We start from the raw sequence: 20,550 nt of genomic DNA on the forward strand, positions 1-20,550 counted from the left end.
CGTCAGGCGTGCCCCGCACGCTCCATGGCGCGCAGCTCCTTCTTCAGGTCCTGCACCTCGTCCCGCAGCCGTCCGGCGAGCTCGAACTTCAGCTCGGACGCCGCGGCCAGCATCTGGTCCGACAGATCCGCGATCGTCGACTCGAGCTGCGCGGCACCCTCGGCCGCGATCCCCTCCCGGCGGAGATTCGGCGTCGGGGCCTTGCCCTTGCGGCCGGGGTCCCGCGCGAGCATGGCCTTCGTGTCGGCACCCTCGCGGATGAGCGCGTCTGTGATGTCGGCGATCCTCTTGCGCAGCGGCTGCGGATCGATGCCGTGCTCGGTGTTGTACGCGACCTGCTTCTCGCGGCGGCGATCGGTCTCGTCGATCGCCGCACGCATCGAGTCGGTGATCCTGTCGGCGTACATGTGAACCTGGCCCGACACGTTCCGCGCGGCGCGGCCGATGGTCTGGATGAGCGATGTGCCGCTGCGGAGGAAGCCCTCCTTGTCGGCGTCGAGGATCGACACGAGCGAGACCTCGGGCAGGTCAAGGCCTTCGCGCAGCAGGTTGATGCCGACCAGGACGTCGTACACACCGGCGCGCAGCTCGGACAGCAGCTCGACGCGGCGCAGGGTGTCGACGTCGGAGTGCAGGTACCTCACCCGCACGCCGTGCTCGCCGAGGAAGTCGGTGAGCTCCTCGGCCATCTTCTTCGTGAGCGTCGTGACGAGCACCCGCTCGTCGCGCTCGACCCGGATGCGGATCTCCTCCAGCAGATCGTCGATCTGCCCCTTGGACGGCTTCACGACGATCTCGGGGTCGACGAGACCCGTCGGACGGATGATCTGCTCGACGATGCCGTCGGCGATACCCATCTCATAGCGTCCCGGCGTCGCCGAGAGGTAGACGGTCTGGCCGATCCGGTTCTTGAACTCATCCCAGCGCAGCGGCCGGTTGTCCATCGCCGACGGCAGGCGGAAACCATGCTCGACCAGGGTGCGCTTGCGCGAGGCGTCGCCCTCGTACATCGCCCCGATCTGCGGCACCGTGGCGTGCGACTCGTCGATGACCAGCAGGAAATCGTCGGGGAAGAAGTCGAGCAGGGTATGCGGCGGCTCGCCCGGTTCGCGCCCGTCGAGATGGCGGGAGTAGTTCTCGATGCCCGAACAGAACCCGAGCTGCTGCAGCATCTCGAGGTCGAAGGTCGTGCGCATGCGCAGCCGCTGCGCCTCGAGCAGCTTGCCCTGGCGTTCGAACTCGGCCAGGCGTTCCGCGAGCTCGGCCTCGATCGTGCCGATCGCACGCTGCACGACATCGGTTCCCGCGACGTAGTGCGAGGCGGGGAAGATCGGCACGGCCTCCATCTTCTGCACGATGTCGCCGGTGAGCGGATGCAGCATGTACAGCGCCTCGATCTCGTCTCCGAACAGCTCGATCCGGATGGCGTACTCCTCGTAGACCGGGATGATCTCGATCGTGTCGCCCCGCACGCGGAAATTGCCGCGGGAGAAGTCGACGTCGTTGCGGTTGTACTGCATCGCGATGAACTGACGGATGAGGGCATCGCGGTCGTAGCGCTCGCCCACCTGCAGAGCGACCATCGCCCGCAGATACTCCTCGGGCGCGCCGAGCCCGTAGATGCAGGACACGGTCGAGACGACGACGACGTCGCGCCGGCTCAGCAGCGAGTTCGTCGTCGAGTGGCGCAGGCGCTCGACCTCGGCGTTGATGGAGGAGTCCTTCTCGATGAAGGTGTCGGTCTGCGGCACGTACGCCTCTGGCTGGTAGTAGTCGTAGTACGAGACGAAGTACTCGATCGCGTTGTGCGGCATGAGATCACGGAACTCGTTCGCGAGCTGCGCGGCCAGCGTCTTGTTGTGCGCCATCACGAGAGTGGGGCGCTGCACCTGCTCGATCAGCCAGGCGGTCGTGGCCGACTTGCCCGTGCCGGTCGCGCCGAGCAGCACCACGTCGGTCTCGCCGGCGTTGATGCGGGCGGCGAGGTCGGCGATCGCCTGCGGCTGGTCCCCGGAGGGCATGTACTCGCTGACGACTTCGAAGGGTCGGACGGATCGTGTGGTCTGCACCCGTCCAGCGTAGGCGGCCCCTCCGACATCGGGGCCGTGCCGCGTGCGCCCGGGTCAGACGCTCAGACGCTCCCACAGGGCGTCGGCCTGTGCCAGGGTGTGCTCCAGCGTTCCCGCGGTGTCGATCACCACGTCGGCCACCGCGAGGCGGGCGTCGTCTCCGGCCTGCGCGGCGATCCGGGCGTCCGCATCCGATGCCGACATGCCGCGGGAATCCACGAGGCGACCGCTGCGCACCGAAGCGGGGGCGTGCGCGACGACGATGAGCTCCCACGGGTCGTCGACGCGCGTCTCCACGAGCAGCGGCACGTCGTACACGACCACGGCATCCGGATCCGCGCAGAACGCCGCCTCGAACCGCTCGGCCGACGCGGCGCGGACGGCGGGGTGCACGATCGCGTTGAGACGGCGGCGCTCGCCCTCGTCCGCGAAGACGATCGCGCCGAGCGCGGCGCGATCGAGCGATCCGTCCGCGCGGAGGACGCCCTCGCCGAACGCCGCCACGATCTCGTCCAGCACGGCCGACCCGGGCTCCTGCACGTCGCGAACCAGCTGATCCGCGTCGACGACGACGGCTCCGTGCTCGGCGAGACGACGGGCGATGGTGGACTTGCCGGAGGCGATGCCTCCGGTGAGCGCGATGAGTGGCATGCTCCGAGCATGCCACGCCGCGGCAGGCGGACCGGCTCAGGCCAGATCGTCGATGACGGCCCCGGTGCCGCCGAACAGCACGGACGATTCGATGCTCGTCGCCGCCTTCGCCGAGGCCTCCCGGGCGGCGAGCAGCAGGGTCTGCGGGTCGTACCCGACGGTCTCGGTCAGAGCGACGCCGACGCCCACCGCCGGGATCACGGCACTGGTGACCGCCGCGAACGACTCGAAGAGCCCGCGGTAGACGGCAGCCGCCTGGCGCCGGGCGTCCGCCGCGGTCGCCGAGCGCGTGACGACGAGGAGGCCGTCGTCGCCGTCCTCGCCCACGAGGCCGGTGGACGGCGCGAACCGCCGCACGCCCTGACGCCACGCGTGGATGACGTCGCCGACGATGTCGGCGCCGAAGGCGGTGCGGATCTGCACGAGATCCTCGACACGCACCGACAGCACCGCCACGATCTCGCTCCGCCAGCTCGCGCGTTCGACGACGTCGTTCAGGGCGCTCCGGAAGGTGGGGGCGAGCATGATGCCGTCCGTCGTGACGCCGACCTGGCTCATCCAGGCGTAGCCGCGGAGGTCCGCGCGCGCAGCGCGGAGCACCGACAGCACCACGACCGCGACGATCGTGAGGACGACGGTGACGTAGTTGGCCACCGTCGACCCGAACCACGTGAGGAAGTACTCGCTCTCCGCGCCTGCGACGACGAAGACGACGGACCGGACGAGATAGAACCCGGCCTCCACGACGAAGACGGCGGACAGCACCCACGCCGTGCCGATGCGTCCCATCGGCCGGCGCAGCGTCTCGGCCGCCGCGCACACCGAGAACGCCACCAGGGACAACCCCATGGTGAGCCATCCCGCCCAATCCCCGCCCTCCGCGCCCTCGACCAGGACGGCCGCGGCCACGAGGAGGTCGACGAAAACGACGAACGGCGCGGCGATCACGAGCCGACGCTGGTTGAACGCACGCGATCCCAGCCACATGCAGCCGGTCGTGTTCACGAACAACGCGTTGCCGACCGCGATCGCGATCGGGCCGCCGAGTCCGGCCGCCCACATGGAATAGGCGATCGTCGTCGCCATCCCGCTGAGGAAGGCGACCGCCCAGATCCGCCCCGCCCCGTCGTCACGGCGCAGCACGGTGTCGATCACGAACACGGCACCGGCCACGTTGGCCACCAGCGCGGTCATGAGCGACACGGTCGCGAGATCCACGTTCATGCGGACTCCTCGTCGGCGTCGAGCTGCGGATCCCCGATCCCGTCCCGGGGCTCGGGGGCTCCGCTCGACAGGCCGTCGGCGGTGGCCGGCAGCTGCACCATGAACGTCGAGCCCACCCCGCGGTCGCTGCGGACCGTGATGTCGCCGCCGTGCGCGCGCGCGATGTCACGACTGATCGACAGTCCGAGCCCCGTGCCCCCGACATCGGTGCGCGCACGGAAATAGCGCTCGAACAGGCGCTCCTGGTCCGCGGCCGGAATGCCCGATCCGGTGTCGCGCACGAGGATCCACGTCTCGACTCCGTCGGTCGTGCACCCGAGCGACACCTCGCCGCCGTCGCGGTTGTACTTGACCGCATTGCTGACGAGGTTGTCGATGACCTGACGCAGGCGCAGCGGATCGGCGAACGCTCGCGCCGGCTCGACGCCGGCGGTGACGATCGTCACGGTCCGCTCGGCGGCGCGCGGGCGCCAGGCCTCCGCCGATGCGCGCACGATCTCGGCGACATCGACGTTCTCGGGCGAGATCGTCATATCGACCGACAGTCGCGACGAGCTCGACGCGGCGAGGATGTCGGAGACGATCTCCAGCAGGCGCTCGCTGTTGCGGCCGGCGATCTCGAGGTCCTTGCGCGCGAGATCGGGGCGATCGAGATTGTCCATGGCCAGATCGATGTAGCCGAGCACGGAGGTCAGAGGCGTCCGGAGCTCGTGCGACACCGAGGCCACGAGCCGGTCCCGCGCGCGAAGGGCGGTGAGCTCGGCGGTGATGTCCCGGGCGATCAGCACCGCACCGGCGTCCACGCCGAAGGCGTCCCGCATCCGTCGTACCGTCATGCTCATCGCCGTACGGCGCTCGTCCGGGTGGCCGAACCAGACGACCTGGTTGTCGAACACCTCCCCGCGGATCGCGCGAGCGAGCGGGCGCTCCGCCTGCGTCAAGGGCGTCGTGCCATCGGCGCGGTAGGCGTTGCGCAGCTCCCGGTCGCTCACGCCGAATCCGGGGATCGACTGCTGGAAGCGGCCGAGTGCCTCGTTGACGACGGCCACCGTGCCCTCCGGAGAGACACGGAGCACACCGAAGTCGACGGCGTCGAGCACCTCGGTGACGAGCTCCTCCTGGCGCTGCGTGCGCTGCAGCGCCCCGGACAGGAGCACCGCCTGCTTGTCGAGGAGGGACTGCTGCGCCTGGTAGCGACGGGTGCTGACGAAGATCGTCGTGGCGATCGCGAGGATGACGATCGGCAGGAGGAAGGTCGCATACACGACGCCCTGGTTCGGGCCGATCGCCACGACCGTCCAGTACAGGGAGGTGATCACGAGGAACTGGGCGACGAACGCGAGGGTCCCGAGCGCGGCGAGCCAGATCGCGGGGAACGCCCAGAGCAGACCGAGGCCGCCGTCGGGCTCCGCGTGGCGGAGCGCGGCGATGGCGACGATGTCGGCGAGTGGCACGAGCAGGATCCACCCGCGCGGGATGAGTGCCCACGGGATGAGCAGGGTCGCGGCCCCGCCGAGGAACACGCCGAGGACGCCGACGAGGAACAGGGGGCGATCCATCCTCTCGCCGATGAACAGCGAGAGGACGGAGACCAGCAGCACGATCGCGCACAGCAGGAGTTGATTGAGCACGGCGGTACGACCGCGTGCGGCTGCGAGGCGGGTCTCGGGCGTTCCGACGAACGTCTCGCGCAGGAGCCCGCGGGTGCGGGATAGCATCGTCGCCTCGCCACTCCCCCCGTTGTGCATACCGTGCACGTTAGCGTGATCCGGCGGGGCCGAGGGCCACGAGCGCTCCGGTCACTCCGTCTCGGCGGGGAACGGGCTCACCGGAAAGCTACGCGCGGTGGCGAAGACCACCGACGTCTCGTCGCTCCCGCCCGCGTCCACAGCCGCGATCGTCGCACCCTCGACCAGGGTCTCCGGGGAGTAGCCGAGCGTCTGGCTGAGGGCCACGCCCACGCCCACCCCGGGGACGACGATCCCGCGCGCGCTGACGAAACGCTGCACGACCCCGCGATAGAGCAGACCCGCCTGACGTCGTGCATCGGCAGGGCTCGAGGCGGTCGTCGCGACCAGGACGATCGTGCTGTCCGCGCTCTCGCCCACCACGGCCACCGGCGAGGCGTACTCGCGCGCCGCGGAACGGAGCACCCGGGTCGTCGCATCGGCGACCTCGTGTCCGAACGAGGCCGTGATCGTGCCCACGTCCTCCACCAGAACCGCGACCACGACCACGAGCTCGGTGCGCGAGCTCGCTCGTCGCAGGACGCCGCGCAGCGTGCTGAGGAAGGCATCCGCGTCGAGCACCGCATCGGGATCGGGGGACGCAGCGCCCGCGGCCGACTCGCCGGCGAGGACGCTGCGCAGGACGAAGATCGCGATGGTCGCGACGAGGCCGATGCTGACGAGCATGAGGTAACCGGGGACGGCACCGAACCAGGTGACGAACGCCGTGCTCTCCGTGCCCTCCCACACGGACACGACGGCGCGGCCGAGATAGAACAGCGCCTGCGCGGTCATGCATCCGGCCAGCACCCACGCCATCACGTAGCGGCGGGTACGCCCGATGGCGGCGTGGAGCGCCGCGCCCACCGACACGAGCACGAGCGACAGGTACGTCACGATCGTGCCGCCCGCCCCGCCCGGGCGCGGAGCGTCCACCACGGTCGCGGCGACGGTGAGGAACGCGAGTGCCACGACCATGAGCGCGGGACCCTGCACCGGGCTGCCGTTGTACGCGCGGAGTCCGAGCAGCAGACAGCCGATCGCCGCGACGCCGGCGCCGTTGCCGAGCGCGATCGCCCAGCCCGTCCCCCACACCGACGAGACGGCGAGGTACGACACGATGTTGCAGAGCACCGCGACCATGCCCAGCAGATATGTCAGGCCCCACAGGCGCGCTCCGGCCGAGCCGTACCGCGAGGACAGGGACGTCGCGATGAACGTCAGGCTGACGGAGACCGTGACGATGACGGCCATGACGGCCGCGGTCTGCTCGTCGAACGTCACGCGTCCCTCCCCCGTGCCGGATCGGCGCTTCCGTCGAAAGCGGCGCCCGAGGCGCGTTGGTCTCCGCCATCGCGGTCGTCGAGGCTGTCGGCGGATGCCGGCAGGTGCACGCTGAACGAGGTCCCGACCCCGGGCGTGCTGGTGACGGCGATGTCGCCGCCGTGGGCGCGCACGAGCTCGCGGCTGATCGAGAGGCCGAGCCCCGTGCCTGCGAAGGTGTCGTCGGCGCGGAAGAACCGCTCGAACACCCGCGACAGCTCGTCGCGCGACAGCCCGATCCCGGTGTCACGGACCGTGATGACGGTCGAGAGACCGTCGGACTGGGTGGTGAGCACGACCTGCCCGCCATCGCGGTTGTACTTGACCGCGTTGCTCACGAGGTTGTCGATGACCTGCCGGATCCGGAGCGGGTCGGCGTAGGCGTGAGCGGGCCGGATGCCGGACATCTCGATCTCGATCGCGCGCTCGGACGCGGTCGGCTCCCAGGACTCACCGCTCGCGCGGACGACGTCGGCGATGTCGATGTCCTGCTGGGAGATCGTGAGGTCGGCCGACATCTCCGAACGGCTCGACGCGGTGAGGATGTCGGAGACGATCCCGAGCAGCCGCGCCGCGTTGCGCTCGGCGACCTCGAGATTCTTCCGGGCCCGCTCCGGAACGGCGGGATCGTCGACCGCCAGCTCGAGGTATCCGATGATCGAGGTCAGCGGGGTGCGCAGCTCGTGCGAGACCGAGGAGACGAGCGAGTCACGGGCGCGCAGCGCGGTCAGCTCGCTCGTGACGTCGCGCGAGACGATCACGGCACCGCTGTCGGCGCCGTCCACGGCGCGCGTGCGGCGGGCGGTGACGCTGAGCGCCCGCCGTCGTGCGCCCTCGCCCCCGAACCACACGATCTGGTTGTCGAAGACCTCGCCTCGTGCCGCACGCGCGAAGGGGATGTCCGCGCGTGCCAAGGGCGTCACGCCGTCGGAGGCGAACGAGGCACCGCGCTCGCTCCCGGTCGTGTCGGCCGTGCGCGCGGCACGCTGCAGTCGCGCGTGGGCCTCGTTGGCGACCGTCGTGGACCCGTCGGCGGCGATGCGGATGACTCCGAAGTCGATCGTGTCGAGCACCTCCGCGAGCAGCTCCTCCTGCTTCTGAGCGCGGCGCAGCGTGCGCGCCATCGTGCGAGTCTGACGGGTGAACAGCACCCGTTGCGCGGTCATCTGCCGGGCGAGGACGACGCTGATCGAGGCGACGACGATCACCATGAGCGGGAGGGCGATCGTGAAATAGCTGATGCTCTGACGATCGTCGAGCAGTGTCGTCGAGAGCATGATCGCGGGGATCAGCAGGATTCCGAGCAGATACCCGCCCAGGCCGTAGAAGATCGCCAGCCAGATCACCGGGAGGAAGAAGAGCGTGCCGAATCCCGCGGTCGGACTCGCCTGACGCAGCAGCGTGATGCCGACGATGTCGATCAGCGGGATGGTGATGACCCACCATGCCGAGACGCTCGCCCACGGCACGAGGATCGCCGCGCCGCCCGCGCCCAGCACGATGATGGCGCCGATCCAGAAGATGCCCAGGTCTCCTGTGAACGAGAAGACCCCCGAGGCCACCACGAACACGAGCACCACCGCGCACAGCGAGAGCTGGAGGATGGCCGTCGTGCGAGCCCGCCCGCTCTCGAGGAACGGCGGCAGCGCGAAGAATCGCCCGAGATCGCGGATGCGCGTGCGCAGCCCCCGTGAGTCGACAACGCGGTCCGCGACGGGGACCTCCGTCGTGTCCTGGTGGCTCATACGCTGACGCTACCGTCCCGCGCGCGGACGAGGTCATTCGTACGCGCGCTCGTCCCCCGAAAAGGGGACACTCAGAATCCGAAATCGCCGCCGTCCGGGTCTGCTCCGAGTCTCTGAGGCACGGGGCGGTCGCCGGGTCGCGGGTCGAGCGACCCCGTCATGCGTGGGGTGCTCGCTTCGACACGTTACCTCGCGCAGCCCGCGACGGCGCGAAGGCGGACTGCTCCCGTGCGAGCGCGACCCGGTCCCGTACACGTCCACGCTCGTCGCACGCGCGGGCCGATCTCCTCCGCCACGGCGCCCGATGAGGTCGTCTGCACCGCCTCGTCGCGCCGTACCCTCCTGGACGTGCCGGCCGGATCGAATGCATGCCCGTGCTGCCCCCGCGCCGGATCCCACGAACGCGGCGCCACCGGACGAGGGCCGCTGACGCGGCGTTCGCGAGGTCTCGTCCCGCTGTCGACGGATCCGCCCGGGGCGGAACGGGGCGAGGGCGCAGGCGAGGCGGGACGAGGCTGGGGGCATGACCGACGACCACGAGACCTCCCGCTTCGGACCCGACGCACGCCGCGAGCTCTACGGCCGCCGCGTGCTGGTGCTCGACGGCCCGCTCGACGACGACAACGGCATCCTGCTCGCGACGCAGCTGCTGTCGCTGTCGGCGGAGGACGCCGCATCCGACATCGCCCTCTGGATCCACTCCCCGGGCGGCTCGGTGCCGAGCATGCTCGCGATCCGCGACGTCATGCGGCTGATCCCGAACGACATCGCCGCCGTCGCTCTCGGCCTCGCCTGCAGCGCGGGGCAGTTCCTGCTCTCGGCCGGCACGCCCGGCAAGCGCCATGCCCTCCCCCACGCCCGCGTCCTCCTGCATCAGGGATCGGCGGGCATCGGCGGCTCCGCGATCGAGGTCGCCGCGCAGGCCGACGACCTGCGGCACATGCGCGACACGGTGCTGGGCCTGATCGCCGACGACACCGGACAGCCGACCACGCGGGTCTTCGAGGACTCACTGCACGACCGGGTGGTACACGGCGCAGGAGGCCGTCGACTACGTCTTCATCGACGGCATCGTGACCGATGTCGGCGTGCTGACCCCACGCAGACGCCGGCCCGCCGGCCTCGGCGAGGACGAGGGGGCGGCGGATGCAGCATCCCGAACGTCGTCGCGCAGCATACGTGCGGCGATCGCATCATGGACGTCTACTCGCAGCTGTTGACCGAGCGGGTCGTCTATCTCGGCACGGGCATCGACGCCGGCGTCGCGAACGCGCTGATCGCGCAGCTCCTGCACCTGGACGCCGACGGCCCCGACCGCGACATCCAGCTCTACATCAACTGCGAGGGCGGTGATCCATCGGCGATGCTCGCGGTGTACGACACGCTGCAGCACGTACGACCGGATGTGGCGACGACCTGCGTCGGACAGGCGATCGGCGTCGGTGCGGTCATGCTCGCCGCGGGCGCGCCCGGCAAACGCGCCGTGCTGCCTCATGCGAGGGTCGTGCTGCATCAGCCGGCGGCACAGGCACGCGGTGCCATCCCCGATCTCATCCTCCGGGTCGACGAGCTCGTGCGCGTCCGCGGCGACGTCGAGGGCATCCTGGCGCGGCACACGGGACGCTCGGTGGAGCAGTCCGTCGTGCCGGCGACCGGACGCGGCAGGTGAACCGCATTTCCCCGCCCGACGGAGCGCCCCGAGACCGCCGGTCCGCCGCTTCCACGCAGAACAACGGCGAGAGGGCCGGGACCCGCAGGTCCCGGCCCTCTCGTGAAGAGGTGCTAACGCCTGACGATCAGCGTCCCGACAGCTTCTCGCGGAGCGCCGCGAGAGCCTCGTCGTCGGCGAGGGTGCCGCCCGAGCTCGAGTCGCTCGAGAACGAGGACGAGCCGGTGCCGGCGTCGACCGTGCTGGGGTTCGCGGCCTCGGCCTCGGCTGCCTTGATGACGGCGGCCTTGTGCGCCTCCCAGCGACCCTGAGCAGCGGCGTACTCCTGCTCCCAGGCCTCGCGCTGAGCGTCGAAGCCTTCCTTCCAGGCGTTGGTCTCCGGGTCGAAGCCCTCGGGGTACTTGTACTCGCCGTTCTCGTCGTACTCCGTGACCATGCCGTACAGGGCCGGGTCGAACTCGGTGCCGTACGGGTCGACCGACTCGTTCGCCTGCTTGAGCGAGAGCGAGATGCGGCGACGCTCGAGGTCGATGTCGATGACCTTGACGAAGACCTCCTCGCCGACCGACACGACCTGCTCGGCGAGCTCCACGTGCTTGCCCGAGAGCTCCGAGATGTGCACGAGTCCCTCGATGCCGTCGGCGACGCGGACGAACGCGCCGAACGGGACGAGCTTCGTGACCTTGCCCGGGGTGACCTGGCCGATGGCGTGGGTACGGGCGAAGACCTGCCACGGGTCCTCCTGGGTCGCCTTGAGCGAGAGCGACACGCGCTCGCGGTCGAGGTCGACCTCGAGGATCTCGACGGTGACCTCCTGGCCGACCTCGACGACCTCGGAGGCGTGCTCGATGTGCTTCCACGACAGCTCGGACACGTGCACGAGGCCGTCCACGCCGCCGAGGTCCACGAACGCGCCGAAGTTGACGATCGACGACACCGTGCCCTTGCGGACCTGACCCTTGTGGAGGTTGTTGAGGAAGTTGGAACGGGACTCCGACTGCGTCTGCTCGAGCAGGGCACGGCGCGACAGGACCACGTTGTTGCGGTTCTTGTCGAGCTCGAGGATCTTCGCCTCGAGCTCCTGGCCGAGGTACGGGGTGAGGTCGCGGACGCGGCGCAGCTCGATGAGCGAGGCGGGGAGGAACCCGCGCAGACCGATGTCGACGATCAGACCGCCCTTGACGACCTCGATCACGGAGCCGGTGACGACACCGTCGTTCTCCTTGATCTTCTCCACGTCGCCCCAGGCGCGCTCGTACTGCGCACGCTTCTTCGACAGGATGAGGCGGCCTTCCTTGTCCTCCTTCTGGAGAACGAGGGCCTCGACCGGGTCGCCGACCTTGACGACCTCGTTGGGGTCGACGTCGTGCTTGATCGAGAGCTCGCGGGAGGGGATGACGCCCTCGGTCTTGTAGCCGACGTCGAGGAGCACCTCGTCGCGGTCGATCTTCACGACGGTTCCTTCGATGAGGTCGCCGTCGTTGAAGAACTTGAGGGTCAGTTCGACCGCGGCCAGGAAGTCCTCAGCAGATCCGATGTCGTTGATGGCGACCTGCTTGGTGGCCGGGGCGGTCGTTGCGGTAGTCATGTAGTGGGTTGTCCTTGTTGGGTTGGGTGTCAGGCCTCGGCACGTGCGTTCGCACGTTTCGCGGTGTCGTGTCCGCCGGAGCGGACAGATGCTTCGAGCCGAGGCGAAGCGGATTGTTCTTGCGTTGTCACGCACGCACACCGAAGAACGGATGCAGACGAGTGACACCCAAGGCTAGCAGACCACGCTTCCGCGCGGGGGCGCGTTCACCCCTGGAAGTCCTCCGGGTCGACGTCGTCGAGGAACCGTCGGAACTCCTCGACCTCCTCCTCGGCATCGCCCTCCCTCTCCGCATCCGCATCGTCGTCGCCGAGCACATCGCGGTCCGAGATCGTGTCGAGGATGCCGGCGCGCTCGAGCACGTCGTCGGCGACCCAGATGGTCGATCCCGTGCGCGACGCGAGGGCGATCGCGTCGGAGGGCCGCGCGTCGATCGTGCGCACGCCGCGCGGCGTGACCAGCGTGATCTCCGCGTAATAGGTGCCGTCCTCGATCCGCGTCACCTCGACGCGTGTCACGGTCCCCTCGAGCGACTGCAACAGCGACACCATGAGGTCGTGCGCGAGCGGGCGCGGCGGCTCGGCCCCTTCGACGGCCACGAGGATGGAGGTCGCCTCCTGCGCACCGATCCACACGGGCAGGATGCGGCCGGAGCCCTCGGGCTCGCCCAGCGGCTTCAGCAGGATCACGTGCTGCTCGGCCGCGTCGAGCGCGACGCCCAGGATCCTGACCCGAACCACGGATGCCGTCCTCTCTCGATGGCGACGCGCCGAGGGGGACGCCGTTCCGCCATGCTACGTGGGCTGCCCGCCGCGGACACGGCGCGTCGGCGGCCCGCATCCGGGACCGAGCGGATCCGCCGGGCTTATCCATTCAAGGGAATACGTCACACCGACCCCCCGTTGCATCGGGCATGGAACGCTTCGGAACCCTCTCCTTCGGTCACTACGGGCCCCTCGGCGGCGGCCGCATCCTGACCGCGAAGGACTCGATGCTGCAGGCGATCGACCTCGGTGTGGGCCTGGACGAGCTGGGGGTCGACGGCATCGCCTTCCGCGTGCACCACTTCGCCCGGCAGCAGGCATCGCCGATGCCGCTGCTCGCCGCGATCGCCGCGCGCACGAACCGCATCGAGGTCGGCACGGGCGTCATCGACATGCGCTACGAGAACCCGCTCTACCTCGCGGAGGAGGCGGCGGCGGTCGATCTCATCAGCGACGGACGGCTCGCCCTCGGTGTGAGTCGTGGGTCACCGGAGACCGTCGTGCGCGGCTACGAGGCCTTCGGCTACACGGGTTCGACCGACCCGCGCGGTGCGGACATCGCCCGCGCGCACTTCGACATGTTCCTGCGGGCGATCTCCGGCGAGGGTCTCGCCGAGCGCGACCCGGACAGCCCGTTCGGCGGCGGAACCGGTCGGCAGCAGATCGAGCCGCAGTCCCCCGGTCTCCGCTCCCGCGTGTGGTGGGGTGCGGGCAGCCGCGACTCCGCCGAGTGGGCGGGGCGGACGGGAGTGAACCTGATGTCGTCGACGCTCCTCACCGAGGCGGACGGCACGCCGTTCGACCTGTTGCAGGCGCAGCAGATCGACGCGTTCCGCGCGGCGTGGAAGGAGGCAGGCCATGCCGGCACGCCGCGCGTCTCGGTCAGCCGCAGCATCTTCCCGATCACGACCCGCGAGGACGCGCTGTACTTCGGCGGGTCGCAGAGCGGCGATCAGATCGGAGTGATCGACGGCATGCGTTCGACCTTCGGCAAGACCTACGCCGCAGAGCCCGACGTTCTGGTCGAGCAGCTGCTCGCCGACGAGGCGATCCGCTCCGCCGACACCCTCACGCTGACCATCCCCAGTCAGCTCGGGGTCGAGTTCAACCTGCGGGTCATCGAGTCGTTCGCGACGCACGTCGCCCCGGCGCTCGGCTGGAGACCGTCCACGGCGAGGTGAGGCGGTGACACCCGTCCGTCGCGTCAACCGCCGAGCGCTCCGTACCCGAGCAGGTACAGGGGTACGTACACGAGTCCGATGAGCAGCGCGTGCGTGAACACGAACCCACCCGCCTCCAGCGCCTTGCCGCGCGTGCGCAGGTGCGCGCCCAGCTTGCGCAGCATCCCCCGCGGATGCCGCACGTCCCAGCTGTTGAACCGCAGGTAGCGGCCCAGATACACGCCCACCGCGCCGAGCACGATCACGGTCCCCGCGAACGCCCAGCTCGCCGCCGGCGGCGACGCCGCGGGCGTCGGATCGAGCAGGATCGCGATGAACCCCGTCTGCACGACGGCCAGGCTCAGCACGGCGTTCGCGATGCCCGAGAGCGTCAGCGTGAGCGTCTGCACGATGTCGTACCAGAGCGGCACCGGGTCGCCCTCGTGCCGATGGCTGAGATTGAGCTCGGTGATCAGGTAGATCGAGTTGGGGAAGAACAGCAGCCACAACACCGTGCCGACCAGGAGGTACGCCCACAGGATGCCGGCCGACAACGACGTCGACAGGCCCGCCGCCTCGCTCAGCACGGGAGCCAGGAACACCAGTCCCGAGACCGCGACGACCGCCGCCAGCACGGGGACGAACGACAGTGCGATGTTCACGAGCATCGGCCGATAGAGCCGGGTCCCGTACACGACCGAGCGCGACGCGACCAGTACCGCAGCGTAGACGTTCAGTAGGACGACGCAGACGAAGGCGGCGACGATGGGCATGATCCCGGTCTACCGCATCCGCTCTCGTGCGCGCCTCACCGCATCCGCCCGCCTCACCCTGCGACCGGCCCTCACCGGACGTGCAGCGCGCCGGCGTCGATGCGCGCGGTGAAGCCCTGCACCTCGCCGATCTCTTCGCCGTCGATCTCGAACGCGAGCGGATGCGGAAGCCGGACCCGCACGCGCGCGGCCTGCCGGTGCTGCACGGTGTCGGTGCTCGTGGCCTGCTTGTCGCGGTCGAACATGCGCATGATGCCGTTGTCCCACACCACCGACTTGAGCGTGTCGAGCCACTGCAGCGCGCCGTCGGCGTTCACCACCAGGATGTCGAGGGAGCCGTCATCGGGCGCCGCGTCGGGCAGCAGCGTCACACCGCCCTGGATCGTGCCGCAGTTGCCGATCAGCACGGTGTGCGCCGCCACGTCCTTCGGCTTCTCGTCGTCGACGGCGATCGACGCCTCCACGACCTCCGACGACGACACCGCGCGACCCAGCGCCTCGACATAGGCGAGCCACCCGGCCTTGTCCTTGAGGTCGTCGTCCGTCTCGGCCAGCATCTGCGCATCGAGACCGAACCCGACCATCACCACGAACCCGTGCGTCTCGGGTCCGCCGTCACGCTCAAGGTCGACCCATCCGATGTCGATCGAGCGCGGGGTCACGTCGGCCACGCGCGCCAGCGCCGCCTTCACGTCGCCGAGCGGCACGCCGAGATTCCGGGCGAGCAGGTTCCCCGTGCCCTGCGGCACGATCCCGAGGTGCGCATCGGTGCCGGCGAGAACCTCGGCCACCGCCCGCACCGTGCCGTCGCCTCCGGCGGCGATCACGATGCCGCATCCGGCATCGAGCGCCTCGCGCGCAGGACCCTGCCCCGGATCCTCCGGGGTCGTCTCGAACCATGCGACGTCGGCGTCGGGCAGGACGTCGTCGATCGCGGCGCTCAGCTCCGCCTTCGCGATCTTGCTCGGGTTGAAGACGATGCCGATCCGGGATGATGTCATACCCCCACCCCACCGCATCCGAGCGCGACAAGCAAGAACGACGGACACGCCGCCCGCGACTCAGCTCCCCGGAGCGGGAAAGACCTGTCCGAGCGCCGTGAAGATCGACGGCACACAGATCGCCAACAGGATGAGGCCGAGGCTGATCACCACGCCGCCGGTAGGACGAAGGGCCGCAAGAAGGGTCAGCGACGCGTGGACCGGAGAGCCCCGGCCCGGTCCGCGCTCTGCTCGATGAGCGCCGCGACAGCCGGGTCGTCTTCGTCTCGTCGCTTCGCTCCTCGCTCAGGGACCGAGAAGACGAGACTCTCGGGTCAGCGGCCTGGGTCGCTGACGACCAACGAAGGAGGAGAGATCTCCCCCTCCGGGGAGGCTTTCAGTCGAGGAACAGCGCCGGATCGAACTCCTCGATCGGGATGACGCGCAGGCGCGGCAGCGGGGCGTCGAACGCCCCGGCGTCGTACTCCAGATCGAAGAACGTGATTCCCGGCAGCGCCGCGTACGCGGTGTTGCGGAACTCGGCGAAGGCGAGCACCCCGACGCGGCGCTCGCCGTCGAGGAGCGGCTCCACGTCCTCGATGAAGTCGCCGTCATGGCTGACGAGCACGACGTCGCCCGCGCGGTCCTTGAGCGCTCGGAGGGTGCGCTGGATGGCGATGTCGACGACCTTGGCGTCGGCGGGGCCCGACAGCAGCACCGGCTCGTAGTCGAGCGCCTTCAGAGCCTGCACGAAGGTCATCGGCAGGTTCGTCGTGGCGTTGAGGAAGAACAGCCCCCGCGCCGGGCGCGCCCAGGTACGCTCGACGAAGCTGAGGATGCGGTCCCAGCGGGGGCGCTCGTCAGGCTGCGGACGGCGGCCGAGGATCTGTCCGCCCAGGGTGGCGTCGATGTTCTCGCCGTCGACGAGGACCCAGGTGTTCCGGCTGCCAGTGTGCATGTCGACGACCTTCCCGCGCGACGCGCGTCTCCCTTGAATTCTATGGGCGCCGTCGTCGGCTCGCCGGACATGCGGAACGGGAGCCCCCGCAGGGCCCCCGTTCCGTGGCTCGACTCTCAGTAGCCCCCTCCGGCGACGCCGTCCTCGACGATCGTGCGGGTGCTGGAGAGGCCGAGACGCGTCGCACCGGCGGCGATCATGGCCTCCGCGTCCGCGCGGGTCCGGATGCCGCCGGATGCCTTCACCTCGAGGCGGTCGCCGACCGTCCGCTTCATGAGCTCGACCGCGTGCACCGACGCGCCGCCGGCCGGGTGGAAGCCGGTGGAGGTCTTCACGAAATCGGCGCCGGCGGACTCGGCGGCGCGGGAGACGGCGACGATCGCCTCGTCCGACAGCGCGGCGGACTCGATGATCACCTTGAGCACGACCGGAGTCGGCGCCGCCTCGCGCACCGCACGGATGTCGGCCTCGACCGCGTCGTAGCGTCCCTCGATCGCGGCGCCCACGTCGATCACCATGTCGATCTCGTCGACGCCCTGCGAGACCGCGAGACGTGCCTCGGCCGCTTTGATCTCCGAGTGGTGCTTCCCGCTCGGGAATCCGACGACGACCGCGAGCTTGAGACCCTCCGGAACATCGACGGGCAGCACCGAGGGCGACAGGCAGACGCTGTACGCCCCGAGCTCGGCGGCTTCGGCGATGGTCGCCGCGACATCCGCCGTGGTGGCCTCGGGCTTGAGCAGCGTGTGGTCGACGTAACGCGCGATGTTGTCGGTCATGGGTTCTCCTTTTGGACGAGGGATGAGGGGTCGGCGGGCCGCGGCGAGGGCACGACTGTCGAGCACCTTGTTGAGGATGAGGGCCAGTACAAGGATCACACCCGTGGTGATCATCTGCACGAACGACCCGATGCCCATCAGTGCGATGCCCATCGGCGCCGCACGGGCGTACCCTGGATCACGTGAGTGACACGGATCGGCCCGTCGGGTGTGCGGAGGTCGTCGGCGCTTTCTGCGTCGGCATGAGGTAGAGCTGCCGCTCCCTCCCGGATCTCGTCTTCTCCCGACCCCGACGGGTCGCACTCCCCCGCCGACCCCGACGGGTCGTTCTCCGTAGCGCCGCTGCGCGACGTCCTCTGCAAAGGCACACCCATGCTTCCTCTCACGGAAACCCTCATCCGCGCGTCGTTCATCAACGCCACGCGCAGCGAACGCGGCAACGTGCTGCTCCCCGCGGACCTCGACCGGATCCCCTGGGATCGGCTGGACTTCCTTGGGTGGCGCGACCGGAAGCTGACGCGGGTCGGCTATGTCGTGACCGAGCTCGATGGCGCCCTCGTCGGGCTGATCATGCGCGAGTCCGACACGAGGGCGCGCTCACGGCCGCAGTGCGTGTGGTGCAACGACGTCGAGCTGCCGAACGACGTCGTGATGTTCAGCACGAAGCGCGCGGGCGACGCCGGCCGGAGGGGCGACACGGTGGGCACGCTCGTGTGCGCGAACTTCGAATGCTCGCGGAACGTGCGCAGGCTCCCGCCGCTCGCCTACGTCGGATTCGACCGGGACGCGGCGCGCGACCGCCGCATCGAGACGCTCCGCGAGAACGTCCGGGGGTTCGCCCGCGCCATCCGCGACGGGGTGTAGCCCCGTCTCAACGGAGGACCACGAGACGCTCGGTCGCGCGCGTCATCGCGACGTAGCGGTCCACCACACCCTCGATGCCGGCGCCGAGGGCGTCGGGGTCCACGAGCGCGACCAGGTCGAACTCGAGCCCCTTCGCGGTCACCGGGGTCAGCGATCGGACGCGCGGACGCTCCACGAAGGTCTCGTCGCCGATGACGCACGCGACGCCGTCGGGATGCGTCTCGAGCCACTCGTCGAGCACCCGGGCGAGGTCCGCGATCGCCGCGTGCATCACCGGGATCCCGCTCGACCGGATCGAGGTCGGCACGTTCGCGTCCGGGATGGCCGCACGGATGACGGGGGCCGCCGCATCCATGACCTCGTGCGGTGTGCGGTAGTTGGCGGTGAGCGGCATCACCCGGATGTCGCGGAGCCCGACCCGGCGAAGGCGTTCCCCCCAGGTCTCGGAGAAGCCGTGCCGCGCCTGCGCGCGGTCCCCGACGATCGTGACGCTGCGCGACGGGCAGCGCCGCAGGAGCATCTGCCACTCGGCGTCGGTCAGCTCCTGCGCCTCGTCGACGATGATGTGCGCGAACGGGCCGGCGAGGGCGTCCTCATCCGCGGTCGACAGTCCGCTCTGGTCGATGAGGCTGTGCCGGGCGTCCTCGACGCGCAGCATCGACATGAGCTGCAGCTCGCTGTCGTCGCCCGCGACGAGATCGTCGATCACGAGCGCCATCTGCTCGCGCTGGGCGGCGAGGGCGGCCTCCTGCCGCCGACGCACGCCGGCTGCGGCGGGGTCGCCGACGAGGCTCCGCGCGGCGTCGAGCAGCGGAAGGTCGGATGCGGTCCACGCACGCGGATCGTCGCGCTGCAGCATCCGCACGTCGTCGTCGCCCAGCCACGGCGCGCAGCGGGCGAGGAACCCGGGCGCCGACCACAGCGAGGCGACGAGGCCGGCCGGGTCGAGGAGCGGCCACGCGCGGGCGAACGTGCGGGCGGGTTCGGTGCTCTGCGCGAGCGCGTGGCGGACGGACTCGGCCGGGATCTCGTCGTCGTGCCGGTCGACGAGGATCTCGAGGAGCGTCTCCCATACCTGGTCGCGCGCCTCGTTGTGGGTGGCACCGGGCTCCGCCGAGGCGAAGGCCTCGTCCCAGTCCTCGGGACCGAGGCGGCAGTCGGCCCAGGGCGTCTCGACGAGGAGTGTCGTGGTGGGCGGCTCCTCGTACAAGCGCACGGCGCGCCGGAGGGCGGAGGCCCACTGAGCCGACGACTTGAGCGTCGCGACGCGCAGATCGCGCTCGACGCCGACAGCCGCGCCCTCGGGCAGCAGATCGCGGAGGGTGCAGATCTGCACGGTGTCCTCGCCCAGGCTCGGCAGCACGTCGTCGACGTACGAGAGGTATGCGTCGTGCGGACCGACGAGGAGCACACCGCCGCATCCGGGCGCAAGACGCGGGTCGGCGTAGAGCAGGTAGGCGGCACGGTGCAGCGCGACGACGGTCTTGCCGGTGCCCGGGCCGCCGTCGACGACGAGCGCACCGTCCGAGCCCGCGCGGATGATGGCGTCCTGATCGGCCTGGATCGTCGTGAGCACGTCGCGCATGCGCGGCGACCGGCTCGCCCCGAGGCTCGCGATGAACGCCGACTGGTCGTCGAGCGCGGCGCTGTGATCGACGCCGTCCGGCGCGAAGACCTCGTCCCAGTAGTCGACCACGCGGCCGCCGACCCAGCGATAGCGGCGGCGACTGGCGAGCCCCTCCGGATGCGCGTGGGTCGCCGCGAAGAACGGCTCGGCCGCCGGCGCGCGCCAGTCGACGAGCAGGCGTCGGCCGTCGGCATCCGTGAGTCCGAGGCGACCGATGTACTGACGCTCTGCACCCCGCACGGTCCGGCCCAGGGTGAGGTCGAGGCGGAACCGCTGCAGCGTGCGCAGCCGCGCGGAGAGACGGCGCACCTCCTGGTCGCGGTCCATGGCCTCCTGCCCGGAACCTCCCGGGAGCCTCCGGGTCGCGTCCAGCCGCACGGTGAGGTCGGCGATGGCGCCCTCGAGCGTGTCGGCGATGGCGGCGAACCGTCGATCGTCGTCGGCGATGAGGGCGGGGTCGGCTTTGGCGGCGAGGGCGTCGGGAAGAGCGAAGGCGCTCGGGCGCGCTGAGGTCATACGGGCGGCTCCAATGGCGACGGGATCCGATGGCACGCGGACGGGCGGTCATCGAGACGAGGGACGAGGAGAGGTCAGACGAGGAGAGGGTCGATTCTTCCCCCTCACCGGCCCCTTGCCGCAAGCCCCCACC

Annotated in this window: 15 protein-coding genes and 2 pseudogenes; 4 read left to right on the forward strand and 13 right to left on the reverse strand. The window is 70.2% G+C overall.

The features are described 5' to 3' along the window. Positions 1–2 precede the first annotated feature (2 nt). The 6 genes from uvrB to GVL03_RS10075 all read right to left on the reverse strand — a co-directional run bounded on the left by uvrB (position 3) and on the right by GVL03_RS10075 (position 8,739). Positions 3–2,069, reverse strand: a complete 2,067-nt coding sequence (uvrB, locus tag GVL03_RS10050) for an excinuclease ABC subunit UvrB (RefSeq protein WP_159500859.1) — start codon at positions 2,067–2,069, stop codon at positions 3–5. A gap of 54 nt (positions 2,070–2,123) precedes the next feature. Then, entirely contained in the window at positions 2,124–2,720 is a 597-nt protein-coding gene (gene coaE / locus GVL03_RS10055; protein WP_159500860.1) for a dephospho-CoA kinase, read from the reverse strand. A gap of 36 nt (positions 2,721–2,756) precedes the next feature. After that, entirely contained in the window at positions 2,757–3,944 is a 1,188-nt protein-coding gene (locus GVL03_RS10060) for a diguanylate cyclase (RefSeq protein ID WP_159500861.1), read from the reverse strand. Then, positions 3,941–5,662: a PAS domain-containing sensor histidine kinase gene (locus GVL03_RS10065; protein WP_159500862.1), complete on the reverse strand. Its 1,722-nt coding sequence runs from the start codon at positions 5,660–5,662 to the stop codon at positions 3,941–3,943. The genes GVL03_RS10060 and GVL03_RS10065 overlap by 4 nt, the downstream gene beginning before the upstream one ends. Before the next feature lie 81 nt (positions 5,663–5,743). Continuing rightward, the gene (locus GVL03_RS10070) at positions 5,744–6,955 is read right to left on the reverse strand and encodes a hypothetical protein (protein WP_159500863.1); all 1,212 of its coding nucleotides are present in this window, start codon (positions 6,953–6,955) and stop codon (positions 5,744–5,746) included. Beyond that, entirely contained in the window at positions 6,952–8,739 is a 1,788-nt protein-coding gene (locus tag GVL03_RS10075) for a cell wall metabolism sensor histidine kinase WalK (RefSeq protein WP_159500864.1), read from the reverse strand. Before GVL03_RS10075 ends, GVL03_RS10070 begins: the two co-directional genes overlap by 4 nt. 523 nt (positions 8,740–9,262) lie before the next feature. Here GVL03_RS10075 and GVL03_RS10080 point away from each other — a divergent pair. Continuing rightward, positions 9,263–9,959, forward strand: a pseudogene (locus tag GVL03_RS10080) (ClpP family protease). Then, positions 9,935–10,375 (forward strand): annotated as a pseudogene (locus GVL03_RS10085) (ClpP family protease); the annotation flags it as partial. The pseudogenes GVL03_RS10080 and GVL03_RS10085, both read left to right, overlap by 25 nt. 160 nt (positions 10,376–10,535) lie before the next feature. Here GVL03_RS10085 and rpsA read toward each other — a convergent pair. Then, the gene (gene rpsA / locus GVL03_RS10090) at positions 10,536–11,996 is read right to left on the reverse strand and encodes a 30S ribosomal protein S1 (RefSeq protein WP_159500866.1); all 1,461 of its coding nucleotides are present in this window, start codon (positions 11,994–11,996) and stop codon (positions 10,536–10,538) included. 206 nt (positions 11,997–12,202) lie between these two features. Beyond that, entirely contained in the window at positions 12,203–12,736 is a 534-nt protein-coding gene (locus GVL03_RS10095; protein WP_159500867.1) for a bifunctional nuclease family protein, read from the reverse strand. 173 nt (positions 12,737–12,909) lie between these two features. Between GVL03_RS10095 and GVL03_RS10100 the strand changes: the two genes are divergently transcribed. Beyond that, positions 12,910–13,941 carry an LLM class flavin-dependent oxidoreductase gene (locus GVL03_RS10100; protein WP_159500868.1) on the forward strand — a complete coding sequence of 344 codons (1,032 nt, stop codon included), beginning with the start codon at positions 12,910–12,912 and terminating at the stop codon, positions 13,939–13,941. A 23-nt stretch (positions 13,942–13,964) separates the two neighbouring features. Here GVL03_RS10100 and GVL03_RS10105 read toward each other — a convergent pair whose 3' ends face one another. The 4 genes from GVL03_RS10105 to deoC all read right to left on the reverse strand — a co-directional run bounded on the left by GVL03_RS10105 (position 13,965) and on the right by deoC (position 17,410). Beyond that, positions 13,965–14,693: a DUF1361 domain-containing protein gene (locus GVL03_RS10105; RefSeq protein ID WP_159500869.1), complete on the reverse strand. Its 729-nt coding sequence runs from the start codon at positions 14,691–14,693 to the stop codon at positions 13,965–13,967. Positions 14,694–14,764: 71 nt separating this feature from the next. Beyond that, positions 14,765–15,694, reverse strand: coding sequence for a diacylglycerol kinase family protein (locus tag GVL03_RS10110; protein ID WP_159500870.1), 930 nt, complete (start codon positions 15,692–15,694; stop codon positions 14,765–14,767). Positions 15,695–16,070: 376 nt separating this feature from the next. After that, positions 16,071–16,631, reverse strand: coding sequence for an NYN domain-containing protein (locus tag GVL03_RS10115; protein ID WP_159500871.1), 561 nt, complete (start codon positions 16,629–16,631; stop codon positions 16,071–16,073). 116 nt (positions 16,632–16,747) lie between these two features. Beyond that, a complete protein-coding gene (gene deoC / locus GVL03_RS10120; RefSeq protein ID WP_159500878.1) occupies positions 16,748–17,410 on the reverse strand; it encodes a deoxyribose-phosphate aldolase in 663 nt (220 codons plus the stop codon). Between the two features lie 372 nt (positions 17,411–17,782). Here deoC and GVL03_RS10125 point away from each other — a divergent pair, with 372 nt between their 5' ends. Continuing rightward, the gene (locus GVL03_RS10125; RefSeq protein WP_159500872.1) at positions 17,783–18,274 is read left to right on the forward strand and encodes an FBP domain-containing protein; all 492 of its coding nucleotides are present in this window, start codon (positions 17,783–17,785) and stop codon (positions 18,272–18,274) included. A 7-nt stretch (positions 18,275–18,281) separates the two neighbouring features. Here GVL03_RS10125 and helR read toward each other — a convergent pair whose 3' ends face one another. Beyond that, a complete protein-coding gene (helR, locus tag GVL03_RS10130; protein ID WP_159500873.1) occupies positions 18,282–20,417 on the reverse strand; it encodes an RNA polymerase recycling motor ATPase HelR in 2,136 nt (711 codons plus the stop codon). Positions 20,418–20,550 lie beyond the last annotated feature (133 nt).

Source organism: Microbacterium sp. 18062 (assembly GCF_902706225.1).
Lineage (GTDB): Bacteria > Actinomycetota > Actinomycetes > Actinomycetales > Microbacteriaceae > Microbacterium.